This window comes from Scytonema sp. UIC 10036, from assembly GCF_009725235.1.
In genome coordinates, this window is record NZ_WJFC01000281.1 from 1 (window position 1) to 13842 (window position 13842).

At 40.7% G+C, this 13842-nt stretch carries 11 protein-coding genes; all 11 read right to left on the minus strand.

The genetic code is table 11. From position 1 onward, the window contains the following. Nucleotides 1-108: 108 nt before the first annotated feature. Nucleotides 109-1449: an oligosaccharide flippase family protein gene (locus F7734_RS56550; RefSeq protein WP_155752918.1), complete on the minus strand. Its 1341-nt coding sequence runs from the start codon at nt 1447-1449 to the stop codon at nt 109-111. A 53-nt stretch (nt 1450-1502) separates the two neighbouring features. Next, nucleotides 1503-2597, minus strand: a complete 1095-nt coding sequence (locus F7734_RS56555) for an acyltransferase (RefSeq protein WP_155752919.1) — start codon at nt 2595-2597, stop codon at nt 1503-1505. 88 nt (nt 2598-2685) lie between these two features. Next, nucleotides 2686-3966, minus strand: a complete 1281-nt coding sequence (locus F7734_RS56560; protein WP_155752920.1) for a glycosyltransferase — start codon at nt 3964-3966, stop codon at nt 2686-2688. A gap of 3 nt (nt 3967-3969) precedes the next feature. Beyond that, nucleotides 3970-5007 (minus strand): NAD(P)-dependent oxidoreductase, encoded by a 1038-nt coding sequence (locus tag F7734_RS56565; protein ID WP_155752921.1) that lies wholly within the window; start codon nt 5005-5007, stop codon nt 3970-3972. Next, complete coding sequence (locus tag F7734_RS56570) at nt 5004-6053, minus strand: Gfo/Idh/MocA family oxidoreductase (protein ID WP_155752922.1); 1050 nt, start codon at nt 6051-6053, stop codon at nt 5004-5006. The genes F7734_RS56565 and F7734_RS56570 overlap by 4 nt, the downstream gene beginning before the upstream one ends. Before the next feature lie 69 nt (nt 6054-6122). Then, a complete protein-coding gene (locus F7734_RS56575) occupies nt 6123-7121 on the minus strand; it encodes a glycosyltransferase (RefSeq protein WP_155752923.1) in 999 nt (332 codons plus the stop codon). A 58-nt stretch (nt 7122-7179) separates the two neighbouring features. Continuing rightward, the gene (locus F7734_RS56580; RefSeq protein WP_155752924.1) at nt 7180-8133 is read right to left on the minus strand and encodes a glycosyltransferase; all 954 of its coding nucleotides are present in this window, start codon (nt 8131-8133) and stop codon (nt 7180-7182) included. Between the two features lie 61 nt (nt 8134-8194). Next, nucleotides 8195-9400, minus strand: a complete 1206-nt coding sequence (locus tag F7734_RS66590; protein ID WP_166482781.1) for an O-antigen ligase family protein — start codon at nt 9398-9400, stop codon at nt 8195-8197. A gap of 99 nt (nt 9401-9499) precedes the next feature. Beyond that, complete coding sequence (locus tag F7734_RS56590; protein WP_155752926.1) at nt 9500-10723, minus strand: glycosyltransferase; 1224 nt, start codon at nt 10721-10723, stop codon at nt 9500-9502. 376 nt (nt 10724-11099) lie between these two features. Further along, nucleotides 11100-12386: a glycosyltransferase family 4 protein gene (locus F7734_RS56595; RefSeq protein ID WP_155752927.1), complete on the minus strand. Its 1287-nt coding sequence runs from the start codon at nt 12384-12386 to the stop codon at nt 11100-11102. Nucleotides 12387-12402: 16 nt separating this feature from the next. Next, nucleotides 12403-13614, minus strand: coding sequence for a glycosyltransferase family 2 protein (locus F7734_RS56600; RefSeq protein WP_155752928.1), 1212 nt, complete (start codon nt 13612-13614; stop codon nt 12403-12405). Nucleotides 13615-13842: the final 228 nt, after the last annotated feature.

The following is a 13842-nucleotide window of genomic DNA, read 5'->3' on the forward strand; positions in this document are numbered from 1 at the left end:
GACTGGGGATTGGGGACTGGGGACTGGAGAGAACTACTCAATAACTAATTACCAATCACCAATCGCTAATTGCCAGTCCCCAATCCCCAATCGCCAATCGCTACTTGATTAAAAGAGAGATTGAATTGGCAGCCCAAATCCTAAATAACTCCGAATTGTAATAAACAGAGCAAGTACTCCTGTATAAAAGGCTGTGATTTGAATATCTTGACTAAAACAAGAAAGTTTTTCCTTCCAAAGTCCGTAAAGGTTAACTGCATATAGAGGAAAATCGCTCAATGCAATAACTATAATTGCTCCAAGCGTGCCGAATTTATAATACAAAACTGGTAATATGAATGTAATTGTTGCAAACCGAGCAAAATTACTTTGGGCTGAGTAAAGAGGTTTGCCAATTGCTAATAAAGCAGGGCTGATTGTATGGAATAGTATGGAAAACCAGACACCACAGCATAAAATGGGCATCATCCAGGTTGCTTCAGCATACCTATTATCGTACAAGACTGCAATTACCATATCGCCGACAGTTACAATAGAAGCTAATACAACCGCAAACCCCAGTAACATAAGCCGTCGTTGACGAAGTATTTTTGCTCGTAAGGTTTCCCTTGGTGCATCATTTAGGTTTGAGATCGCGGGAAAAATCACTTTATAACTAAGTTGTCTGATAATATCTCGGGGTATGCTTGCTAAAGTATAAGCAACTGTGTAAACACCTAGCATTTGTAATGACAGCAGCTTACCTAATACCAACCGATCGGATTGCTCGGCAGCAAACATCAAGCCTGATGAAATAAACATCCACTTCCCAAAGGATAAAATCTCGTTGAGGGCTTCTGGTTCCCAACCGAAACGAGTGGGATCTTCAGGTGCTAACCAGTAGCTGCTAATCATTTTGTACAGTCCTCCTAGCGCCACTCCAAAACCTAAAGTCCAAATACTAGGGTAGAACCAAACTAAGACAATCAAGCTGGAAAGATAGCACAACTGCAATACGAGTTCGTAAAGGTTGAGCTTACCCAATTCCATTCGTCGGTGAAGACTGTGCAAACCAATAGAACTAAATCCATCAAAAACTGAGGAAAGCACAACTATGGGAATTAACCACAAAAAGCGTTGGTCATTATAAAAGCTTGCAATAGGAAAAGTGAGAATAAGACAGACAATCCAGACGATCAAACCGCGAATGACTTGTAGTGTTTTTGCAGTCCTCAGGAAAGCTGGATCGTCTCCCCGCTTGCTGTGGATTATACTTTGACCAATACCAAGGTCTGAGAATAATTCAAGACCGACTCTTAAGGTATTAACTAATGCCATTAAACCAAAAAACTCCGGTACAAGCAGTCGAGTGAGAATTAAATTGTTACCAAACCGTAGGACTTGAATCCCGCCGAACCCAAGCACTGTCCAAATGGCTCCACGGATGGCTTGCTTTTTCACAGATTTCATAATTTTTTATGGAGTAGGTCAAAGTGTAAATCTTCCTGATATTCATTAGTCGCTTATACGGGAGTGGGCTTTTCAAGCTTTTGAGCGGGTTTAATCTGTTGGCTTAAAGCAATAGATGGTTTCTCCACTATGTACCACATAATGGTGGCAAACCCGACACAAGCAATAATTCCCAGGAATAAGCAAAAGGCTTCACTTAAAACACTGCGATTGAGTAACTTGTATCCTATGAAAAAAACAGCTCCAAGGATGGGAGTATGAGTTAAATACACGCTGTAAGAAACTCGACCGAGAAATTGCAGCCCCTGCCACTTCAACCAATGCATGCGATTGGCTCTTCCTACTTCCAACAAAATTATGGCAGTTATTACACAAGCGATCGCAAACTTTGATGCTGTAGCCGTTGCAGTCGTAACCAAAAACCCTGAATACAAATAAAAAAATACGGGGTTTAACTGACCGTACCAAGACCAGTAAGAAAAAACACCCAGTAAAAATCCATACCACAAAGGTAAAAATATAATTGGTCTGCCAAGATCTTCAAACACACCTAGAGGAAACAAAGCAGCAAGAATAGCAGAGGGGACAAACACAAGAGCTCGACTAAAGCGAATATTCCTAGAAGAACTGAGCCATTGTGTTAACCATAACAACCCGCAAAAAACTAGGTAAAATTGTATTTCCAGAGATAACGTCCAGTAAACATCATTAATATTTTTAAAGCCAAGAAGTTCTTGCAAATAGAATAGGTGTGCTAACAATCTCTGAAAAGACAGAGGTTGATCCATTGGCTCAAATGGTACACCTTTGAGATGTGAAGACAGGAATCCAAAACCTAAAACTACGAGAATAGATACATAATAAGGTGGATTCAATCGAGCCAAACGACGCAAACTGAAATACCCTGTATAGAGCAAGTCAACCTTTGCCTCACGCAGCGAGTGTGCAATTACAAAACCACTTAAGACAAAGAAGATGGCTACACCTAAGGTTCCCCAGTCAAAAACAAAAGTGGCAAACCATTGGGGTAAAGAACCAGTGAGTGCGGCTATACGCCCATCAAGTGCAGCATGGGATAAAACAACCCATAAGGCTGCAATACCGCGTAGGGCGTCAACAAAGTAAAAATGAACTTTGGGCTTGATCATTGGATTGAATATGGGAATACATAGAGAAGAACATTTGAGGGAATCGCTAATTTTATTAGTTTGTAGTTATGGCGCATGCGCTTAAGCGCTACATTTTGCTGATAACAGCGGTTTTTACTGGTAAAGTCTCCGTTTGTGATTGATGGGGACGAATGGGTTCTACACGTCCTTGTAATGCTTCACTCATAACGTGATATAGTCGCGTCACTTCGTGGATAATGTTAAACTCTTTTTCAACTTTTGCTCGACCCGCCGTGCCAAATTTTGCTCGCAGTTCGGGATTTTGGAGTAATTTTTCAATACGATCTGCAAGGGAAATCGCATCCCCTGCTGGAACAATGTAGCCATTAACACCATTCTCGACTAGCTCGCTGACTCCAGCAATTTGCGTTGCTACAACTGGCACACCTGCAGCCATGGCTTCCATCAGGACAACAGGTATGCCTTCTGCAAAGCTGGACATCACAAACACATCTGTCTGTTGCAAATACAGGCGTACTTCTGCTTGGGATTTATAACCTACATATTCAACACGATTTGTCAATCCCAGTTTGGCGGTTATTTTTTCCAATTGGGATCGATCGGGTCCATCTCCAACCACTGTAAGCACGAGATCTGGATGGGTATCTTTTAAAGCAGCAAGGCTTTCTAGTAGAATGGGTAATCCTTTGACAGCCGCCAGTCGTCCCACAAAAAGCAGCCGTTTTCCCAAGTGGTTGTGAGTCACAACATCAAATAACGTTGGATCGATACCGCAATGAATGATGTGCATTTTATTCCATTTGTCAATAGGCGCAAACACCATTCCTTGGCTGCGGGCATAATGGCTGATACAGCAGACAAACAGCGATCGCTTGATTTTTTCGTCAAGTCGCCAACGGTGAGGTTCAAAAAAGATGTTTGGGCCGTGAAGTGTAAAGCTGTAAGTAAACCCACTTAACTCAGATGCTAGCATTGCTACAGTACCACTAGAACTTGCCAAGTGATTGTGCAGGTGTTCTATACGCTTGATCTTGATTTGTTGAGCGAGAATACCGGCTTCCACAAAGTAGAACAGTTGATAGATTAATCCGCGCCATCCTGGTTGTTGTGTAGCCCATGCTAGCTTCAACGCCCGCCAGTATCTGCTTGGAGCACTGAAAAATAGACCCAGATGCGCCAACAGTAAAGCAATGGGATTGGGGGGAAGAATGTAGAAGGTGCGATCGCGTTCGCTTTTCTGTTCCGGTCCTACCATATGTTCATCCCCCGTGCGGCGAATGGAAAAGGTATGAACTTCTACACCAAGTTCTCGCAAACCAGCAACTTCACGTTGAATAAAGGTATCCGTTGCTCTCGGATACTCACCCGTTAGATAGGCAATCCGCATAACCTAGCCCCCCACAGTTTGTAACGAAGGTATGGGAGAAGGCACGCCTAACAGTTCCATATCGCTACAACTGCGATCGATTGCCTCATCAAGAGAATACTTGGGTTGCCATTGCAAAACTTTTTTGGCACGAGTGTTGGGATATTGGAACGGCTTAAACCGAGCATCCAGCACTCTGGGAATAAAGATACCAGGAAACCTTGCTTGCCCTTTCAGGATCTGTTGGTTATACGTCCAGAAAATCCATGCTAAGAACCGCATGACCGGCCAACTAATGGAAATCATGCGTGGTAAAGAATCTAAACGTTGAGCCAGTTTCTGGGCATAAACATTTTGGGTAGGCAAATTGTCATCAATGATATTGAGAGTTTCTCCAATTGCCTCATCACGCTCTACAGCCCTGATAATTGCATCTGCACAATTTTCAACATATGCCAATGGACATTTTGCGTTACCACCGACTTTTAACCATAAGTTGCCAACTAACGGAGCTCCAATACAAGTATTCCAGAGGTTATCTCTTCCATAAATCATTCCAGGACGAATGTATGTCACTGGTGCTCTATAGTTTTTCTCAAACTCGCGGACAAGTTCTTCCTGGAGGAGCTTGACTTGAGCGTACTCATCGCGCTCAAGAGGTTTGGTCTCAAGGGGAGTCTCTTCAGTAATTGCTCTACCAGATGAGTAGTCGTATACCGAGAAGGTGCTAATGTCAACTAACCGGAAGACTTCAGCTTGAATCATTGCATCAAGCAAGTTTTCTGTGGCAATAACTGTGCCAGCAAATCGAGCATAAAAGTCACCATCTTTAACCACTGCCAAATGGATGACTGCATCTACACCCCGCAGAGCATCGACAATCCCATCCTTTCGCCGCAAATCGAGACGGACAAGTTCTACTGATGGGTGATTGTGCCAAGCAAGGCGAGTGACAGAACTTGCAGGTCTTACAACTGCACGCACTTGATGTCCCTGTCGCAGGGCTTCCGCAACAACATACTTACCCAGATAACCTGATGCTCCTGTTATCAGTAATCTCATATTTGATTTGCCTCCAGAAGTAATAATTGCACTAAACGATTTGTTCGTTCCATGTCCTCAAAAGTAATTGGTGGCATTTCGCCATTGGCTAACGCTGTATAAGTTTTATCTAAAAGACGGTGCAGACCTTCATAGGGAGTTTTTTGCATAACCTTGCGGCGGAAGTTAGTCATTGAAGCTCCCATCAACTCCCATCCGTTAACAAAATGGTTTATCAACGGCGAGAGTAATTTACCGCCACGAGGTATAACACAGCGAAGGTAAGGCTGAAATAAATCTGTTTCCGCGTAACCTTTTGAACCACGTACTATAACAAAGAAACACTGGGGTAACGCGTGACAGGTGAATCGAATCCGAGCGTGTTTTGAGCCTCCAATGACGATCGCATCTAAGTCGTCGTACTTGAATAAATCTCCACCACCGTGATTGCTCCAAGCAGCGCTGACACGGTCGAAATCTGGAATAAAGCGCACCACTAAGGAGCACAGGTGTGTAATAAAATCATGAACAACTCCTGCAGGAAGTTTGTGAATGGGATTGGGCAGATTTTCGTCTGCAAATGGTCCGCCACTGCGAACATCAACTGCTACGCGAACTTCAACTTCCTGCACTTCACCAATAGTACCATTATCAACCAATTGTTTGATAGCAAGGACTTGTTCGTTGAAACAGTAGTTTTGGTTTTCAATTAGCCAACGATTTTGAGACTGTGAGAACGTCCAAAGTTCTTTGAATTCATCATAAGTTGGTGTAATAGGTTTCTCACAAAAAACGTGTACGTTAGCTTCCAAGCAATCCTTAGCAATCCGCTTGTGAGTATTAGGAGGAGTCAAAATATGAACTACATCAGGCTTCACCGCATCTAACATTTGACGGTAATCCGTGTAGAGCGAGTCAGCACCAAAGCGTCGTGCTGCATATCTAGCCGCAGCTTTTGAAAGGTCACATACACCAGCTAGATGAGCGCGATCGCATTCAGACAAAAATTTTAAATGCTCTTTAGAAATTGCCCCTGTGCCAATTACGGCTGATTTAAGTTTTGTCATTTGTCATTTGTCATTTGTCATTTGTCATTTGTCATTAGCCATTAGCAATTAGCCATTAGCAATTAGCCATTAGCCATTAGCCATTTTGTATTCCACAATAGTGCGCTGCTGCTTGGATAAGCGAGACAGGTGAAACTTAATTTGACCTTGTAGTTGAGGGAATTTATCTAACACGCAAAATAGAGCGTAAACAATTGCATCTGATGGTGGAAAGTTTCTTTTGCGCGTGAAACGATACACCCGGTAAGCTAAAAAAGCATAAGCTAGTAATAGTAATACTATGCTCAGTCCCATTGTTGGCAGTACACCAGCGATCGCCAACAAAGGAAAAAACAAACCCCAGAGCCAAATTCTACGACTTTCCCTCACCCAATGTCGCTCTGGGCTGCGACCGTGCAGCCAAGCACCTTCTGCATAAGCATGACCGTTACGAATTGTTCGCTTCCACCATTGTCCAAAACGTAGAATTTGGGCATCGTGTAGAGTCATTTCTGCATCAATACGCAGAATTTTACCACCTATTTGACGCAGCCGCACGCACAATTCTGGTTCTTCTCCTGCGATTAGTACCGGATTGAAACCTCCAACCTTTTTGAATGCATTTACCCGCATCATGGCGTCACCTCCACAAGCCTTGGCTTCACCGACAGGGGTATTCCATTCGATATCACAGAGGAGATTGTAAATTGATTTGTGAGGAAATTCTTCTCGACGACGTCCGCACACAACTACAACATCTGGATGAGCGACTAAACTACGCTCCGCCTTTTCCAACCATCCTTCGACAATTCGACAGTCTCCATCTACAAATTGAACAAATTCTACCTCTGGGTTCACCTGCAATAAGTGTTCAAAACCTACATTTCTTGCACGAGCTGCTGTAAAAGGAATAGATGAATCAAGTTCTACTACATGAACATCAAGGGATTGAGCGAGTGCGACGCTACTATCCGTTGAGCCAGAATCAACGTAAACAACAATTCGGTTTTCCCCGATCGCTGATTTTAAACAATGATAGAGACGCTCTCCTTCGTTGCGTCCGATGACAACAACTCCAATAGGTTGCAAAGTAAAACCTCCTAAAATGATAGGCTAAATAAAATCTGATACTTCGAGAGATATCCTCTTAAACACTACTCTTACCCCTTAAGAAAAATTTAAAATTCATGAATAGACTTTTAAGGTAGTTATAAAAGATTCTAGAACCTCCCACTATTCCAAATTCTAAAGAAAAGTATTCTTTGATGTACTCTTTAAATTCAGGTATTTGTAAAACCTTAGTTAGACTTGTTTTCCCAATAAGTCTTCCTACTGCGTGAGCATAAAGCCGATTAGTGTAATATTTAGTTTCCGGAAAACACTTTCTCAGGTAATAACACGTTTTGATATTCGTTGCAGCGTTGATGTATTCATAGTCTTTTCTAAATTCAAACAAGTTCGCTCCATGAATGCGATGAACCGCTATTGTATCAGGAGATAACAGACCGGGTGACTTAGAAATTGTTGCCAAACGCAAAAAATTATCCGCAGAGATTAAAAGTTGCTCTGGCATTGGTAATATTTGCTCCAATACACTTCGTTTGAAACACAACCCACTAGTTGCTGGGAGATAGGGTAGGTTACCTCCCTCAATCATCTTTTCGCGGAAATCAACCAATGAAAGCTCGTGAATTGTTTGATTGAGTCGGAAACTTAAAGAATGTCCATTTGCATCTACATCATCTAGTTCGTGAAAAATCCAACCTAATTCAGAATTTTTCTGGAATAGATTGACTATTTGACTGACTTTATTTAAGTTATAGTAATCATCAGCATCAAGAAAACAGATGATATCTCCTTTGCTAGCTTTAAAACCTGCATTAAAAGCAGATGCTTGACCTCCGTTTTGCTTCAAGACAGAAACAATCTGATTCTCATAACTCTTGATAACGTCCCTGGAGTTATCTGTAGAACCATCATCAACCACAACAACTTCTATACGAGGATATGCTTGATTCAAGGCACTGTCAATTGATTCACGTAAAAAGTGCGCGTAGTTGTAATTATTAATAAGAATACTTACCAACGGTTTTTGATTCATATTTTTCCTTGTTTTATCTTTAAAAAACTGATTTTTTTTAACGATTGTCAAAATTATTTTGTTAGTTTTGTTTAACTCTTCTTTGATTGACAGTCAAAGAAACTGTTATGAAAAGAACCCAATATAAATTAGCGAGACGCATCAAAAAACTCTCTGTCATGTTATTCATTGCTAAAAAGGTTAGAAAAGCTAATGGCCAAAGTTCTTCAGCATCTTTAGTCGCGTAAGCTCGTTTCAATGCCCGAACAAAGGAGAAAAGAAAACTTATTAGAAAAAGAGATAAACCAACTAAGCCAAGATCGAGTGCTATATCAAGAAAACCATTGTGAGCATGGGGTGGAATCCATCCAGATATCGATTTACCTGCTTCCACAGCAAAATTACTTCCGGGAGCCCAATAAGCACCACGTCCATAACCAAAGAATGGTCTTTCCATCAATCTAGATATGGCAATAGCCCATAGAGGTGTACGTCCGGTTAGGGTAGGATCTTTGCCTAAACCAGTAATGAGTTCTATCCAATTACTAAAAATGACTAAAGCAAGACATCCAAGCACAAGAATTCCAATGTCTACAAAAATTACACTAATTTTCCCCTGCCAACGAAAATTCTTATAAAAAACCATCATTAATATAAGCAAGAAAGAAAGAATCAGAGAAGTTTTTGATGTTGACAGTAACATCAGACATATAGATAAACCAAACCCAAACCACTTATATAAAATTGAAGTTTCCTTGGGTAATGAAAAAAAGGCTAGCGAGCTTAGAACCATCATGCTACCCAGAGTATTTTTGTATCCATACACTCCTCTCCATGCTCCTGGGTGGTCAGATCCATGTATCCCAATGGCAGGGAACACTATGGCAAACAATATACTAAGAAAAGCTCCTAATAATAAAGTAAAAGCAATAAGTTGTACCTGCTCTCTTAAGTTAAATCGTGTAGCAAAATATAAGCCAAAAGAGGTCATTATCAAGACCTCGTTTATAGTCAATATTGTGAATTCTGGATATTCTGACCATCCAAATGACATTAAAGATAAAACTGTCAATACAAGAAGTAAGAATCCTCGGCTAGCTGTGATTAAAGATTTTTGCCAACACACAAAAATAATAATAATTGAGCCAAACCAAGTTAAATATCTAACTAATGAGGTAAAAGCACTTGGAATGACATCACCTATAGCACCGATACCGAATATTCCTGAAAAAAAACTTAATCCTAATACTACAAAGCATACTTCGGCATTTCTTAAAAAGTTTTTCACTGTTTTCAAGTAGGTTGATTGGGATAGTTAAAAAAATTATTCGTAATTATTCAGCCAACAGTCATATGTTTAACTGTTGACTTTTTAACTTATCTATGCTTAAACCAAGGAGAAACTATGCTGTTGCCAACCATAAAAATTGTAGCAAGTTTCTTGTATATGTCTAAGACGTCTTTCATATGTTTTCTCAAATGAATGTTCTTTAGCAAAGTCTAAAGCTTGAAACGACTGTTCTCTAATCAATTGTCTGTTCTTGTCTAACTCAGCTATTTTTTGAGCTAATGCTTTTGGTCGATCCATCTCAATTAACCATCCCGTTCTAGAATGTTGTACAACTCCCGCAAAAGCTTCATTGTTGTATCCAATAATTGGTACACCACATGACATTGTTTCAAGGTAGGTACATGAAGGATCGCTTTGTCTGTGACAGCAAACGAACAAGTCTACATTTTTTTTGACAAAAGGAAGCAGTTGTGTATTAAAGCTTAGCATCCCCATCATTTTGACAGAATCACTCAACTCGCTAGCTGCAATTCTAGACTGCATGGTCTCTTGCAGATCGCCATTACCAAAAATAAACATCTGAAACCGAACCCCTAATTGCTTGAGTTCTTGAGCAATATCTATCAGGTGGTCAGCACCTTTCATCTCAATTAGACGACCAGAGAAACAAAGACGTAGAGGTTCATCACGTTCACACAAGTAACTCGTTCTTTCTTCAACTTCTTGATACTTTGCTAGTAAACTATCAGGCACTCGGTTATCAAAATATAAAAATGCATTGGAATTAATTTGACGATATTCGTCATAAGTGGGAGTTCCATTACACTGAATACCGTTTGCCAACTTTATGCCCTTGACCTGTTTTCTTTCTTGATTTTCCGCCCACAAATTTCTTCGCCAACGGATAATTGGGTTGTTGGTAGTGATATTGTTAATTTGTTTTCTAGCTTTCAAGCTGTATTCAGAAATGTAAATACAAGGAACACCAGCCAATTTGCATTGCTGACTGATTGTATTATGCTTATGCCCTACGGCGGTATATACAATCGATGTGTTTTTTAAAAGAACCGCAGGTTGGAGATTTTGATAAGAAACGATTTGTAACTCGTATGGCAACTCCTCTGGTTTGACAGTGACAGTTTCTAGCAATTCGTTATTTGCTGGATTTTGCTCTATAAGAAGTCTCATTTTCCCAGGCCAGAAACTGGAAAATTTACTCATTTCATCGAAAAACTTTCTAGACATTATCACTTGTGAATTTTGCAGACTTTTGACTTGGTAGTTGAGTAACACAGTCAAACATACATTTTGAGAGTTCATGACGTTGCTCCTGCTTTCTTTATCTTTAAAGGAACGATCGGCAGACAGACAAATTCCAGGCACAAATCAAGCTGGACACTGTTCACCAGTCATCGAGCGCTGTTGTCTATACGAACTTAGACATTTTGAAGTTGAGTCACAAACCTGAGGGAGAGAAGAATTTTCCAAAGAGTATATAAGAAAATCGCCTAGAAGTTAGTAGCAGTAATTACTTGATAGAGCATTGGTACAGTAATACTAAAAACCTGGTTTCTTTAAATTAAACATAAGAAATATCAAGCTTCCTGACTTGTGAAAAACCGAGCTTTTTGCCCCCATGTTGACTACTGTACGCGCTATTTAGCAAACCCTTGCCCAAGTCAGTATAATGTTAAATTTAACTCACCTGCATTAACGACTTGAGGTTTCTTTGATTTAATTTTGACATTTTACAAGTTTGTTGATAAATATCGAGAATGCGGTCAATTTTACGTTCCCAATCAAAATGCTCGCGGATACGCTGTTGCCCAGCAAAACCCATTTGCAAGCGCAATTCAGGTGACTGTGCGAGCTTTATCATAGCGTTAGTGAATCCACTAATAAACTCTTCTTTTGAAGAAGGTTCAACCAAAATACCACAAGTGGCGTCCAAATAATCCATGGGACCACCCCATTTCGTTGCAATTACAGGTAATCCTATCGCCATTGCCTCCAGAACGACTGCTCCACCACACTCTATCAAACTTGGCATAACGAGTACATCTCCATGCTTTAGCTTGGTAGCGCACTCCTTCTGAGACAGCCAACCAGTGAAGGTGACTTGATTAGCCAAGCCTAAACTCTGAGTCAGAGCTTCCAGTTTCTGCCGCTGATTGCCATCTCCAACAATTTCCAAACAAGCTTCTATTTGAGCAACCACTCGTTGAAAGGCGAAAAGCAGTAAGTCCACAGCTTTACAGTCTACCAGCCGCCCGACAAAAATAAAATTAATACCTGTTGGATTTAGTGTCTTCAATGCCAGTGGAACAGGCTCCCACACCGACAAGTCCACACCGTTCTCTGTTAGTTCAATAATATTACCAAATATGCCAGTAGGAAGTGCTTTTCTCGTCCGGTTGTTGCTAACGAGTAGAGTTTGTGCTTTACTTTTACCAGGTAAAAAATAATTGCAAAAATCTGCAAATTTGCGTCCCAGTGAAACGAGTGGTTTAATCAAAAAGCTCTCTCGAAAGCGGAAAGCAGGAGGGTATTCCATTCCACCATTCATTGGACCAATTACAACTGGTGCTCCAACATTAAATATCAGCGAGGGGATTTTAGGTGCAACGGGAATTGGTTGATGCACAACATCTATATGGTTTTGGCAAACAATTTGGCGAAGGATTTTACGTTGAAGACTTTGGGTATACAGATAACTCAGCAAACTTGTGGTCATTTCTGCAACTCTTCTAGGCAACAACAGCGTGCAGCGCCACAGGATTTTGTGTATCCAAGTATCAGATATGAAGTAAATGCGATCGCGTTCTTCTGGAAACAGTGCTTCTAGTTCAGCTTGCGTGCGAGCATGAACAATCAACCAGGCTTCTATTTTACGTGCTCGCAGTAACCTAAAATAATTGAGTGGCAAAAAGGCTTCTCCACCGAATTTACTAGAAGCATGTTCGGCAACAATAGCAACTCGCATTTAAAGCTTCTCCTATTTAAGTAACATCTCGTTCTGTACGAATCCATGTACTTTGAGGTTTTATTAAAAACTTGAAATACACTGGAATCTTCCAAAGAACGTACAAAGGAATAGTTAATAACTGACCTAAAGGTAAGTCAAGACTTGCAAATCTAGCCCAAGCGACAAGAATTCCACTGAGAAAACAAAATCCGGCAGTGGCTGCGATCGCAAATGGAATCCATGATGCCCCTAAGACTACACCCAGTAAAGAACTTATCATAACTGCTAACCAGATGATTGCAAGTAAAGACAAAGGAGGAACACACAAATCGAGAGCGCTCATCATTAAATCAAACCTTCTCTGTTTCACAGCTTCTTTTAACAAAATGGGAAGATAAGCTTGTATCATCTGTAGATGACCGTGCTCCCAACGAGTTTTTTGAGTTCTAGCTGCTTGTGCTTGAGATGGCACACATCCTGTCACTGTTGCTTCCGAGCAAAAAATTGGTTTGTACCCTGTTAAAGTTAAATCCAACCCTAATTTCATATCTTCAACAATATGACCGCTGGCTAAATTTACAGAGCGAATGACAGCCCAAGGGAAAGCCATACCCGTTCCATTGAGCAAACAAGGTACTCCTAAGAATGCCGAGCCACGTGTACGAACTAAATTTCTCACTATATTGGCAAATTGTGCAACAAAATCTCTTGAAGACTTGGAGTTTTGGTCTTTTGTCATCAAGTAAATACTCTGAACGGGTTGTCCTGTGGCGATCGCATACTGACTCAATTGCTCTACTGCACCTGGATGGGCTATACAGTCAGCATCCATCAACACGACGACATCAGGCGGTTCCGACTCAATAAAGCGCAAACCATAGTCTAGAGCATATCCTTTTCCCCTGCGAGAGGAGTCATGACGTTCAATAACTGTAGCACCAGCAGCACGGGAAATTTTTGCCGTTGCATCAGTACAATTATCAGCAACAACAACCAAGCGGTCTTGTTTTTTCAACACAGGAGTTAGTTTTTCCAATGTTTTTCCAATAACAAGCTCTTCATTATGAGCGGGCACTAAGACAACTACTTTAATGTTGTGCCAACTATCCTTAAACTTAAAAGAGGCTATTGGCAACAGAGCAGCAACACATTCGAGAAGAAAAAACAGGCAAATAATAAAAATGCTGGATGCACCAATTAACAAAACTGCATCAGCACAAAGAGCCAGGATTTGGCTAGCTGACATAGATCTGTACCCCCCAATATAATTTTGGATTTTAGATTTTGGATTTTAGATTTTGGATTTTAGATTTTGGATTTTAGATTTTGGATTTTAGATTTTAGATTTTAGATTTTGGATGCGTGGATTTTGGATTTTAGATTTTGCAGAAAGTAAGTATTGCCCACTAACCACTAACCACTAACCACTAACCACAAACCACAAACCACTAACAACTAACCACTAAACAAACAA

Excerpts from the sequence above, each read along its gene's own strand:
- F7734_RS56550 (WP_155752918.1), bottom strand. The coding sequence starts at position 1,449 with ATGAAATCTGTGAAAAAGCAAGCCATCCGTGGAGCCATTTGGACAGTG.
- F7734_RS56555 (WP_155752919.1), bottom strand. The coding sequence starts at position 2,597 with ATGATCAAGCCCAAAGTTCATTTTTACTTTGTTGACGCCCTACGCGGT.
- F7734_RS56560 (WP_155752920.1), bottom strand. The coding sequence starts at position 3,966 with ATGCGGATTGCCTATCTAACGGGTGAGTATCCGAGAGCAACGGATACC.
- F7734_RS56565 (WP_155752921.1), bottom strand. The coding sequence starts at position 5,007 with ATGAGATTACTGATAACAGGAGCATCAGGTTATCTGGGTAAGTATGTT.
- F7734_RS56570 (WP_155752922.1), bottom strand. The coding sequence starts at position 6,053 with ATGACAAAACTTAAATCAGCCGTAATTGGCACAGGGGCAATTTCTAAA.
- F7734_RS56580 (WP_155752924.1), bottom strand. The coding sequence starts at position 8,133 with ATGAATCAAAAACCGTTGGTAAGTATTCTTATTAATAATTACAACTAC.
- F7734_RS56590 (WP_155752926.1), bottom strand. The coding sequence starts at position 10,723 with ATGAACTCTCAAAATGTATGTTTGACTGTGTTACTCAACTACCAAGTC.
- F7734_RS56595 (WP_155752927.1), bottom strand. The coding sequence starts at position 12,386 with ATGCGAGTTGCTATTGTTGCCGAACATGCTTCTAGTAAATTCGGTGGA.
- F7734_RS56600 (WP_155752928.1), bottom strand. The coding sequence starts at position 13,614 with ATGTCAGCTAGCCAAATCCTGGCTCTTTGTGCTGATGCAGTTTTGTTA.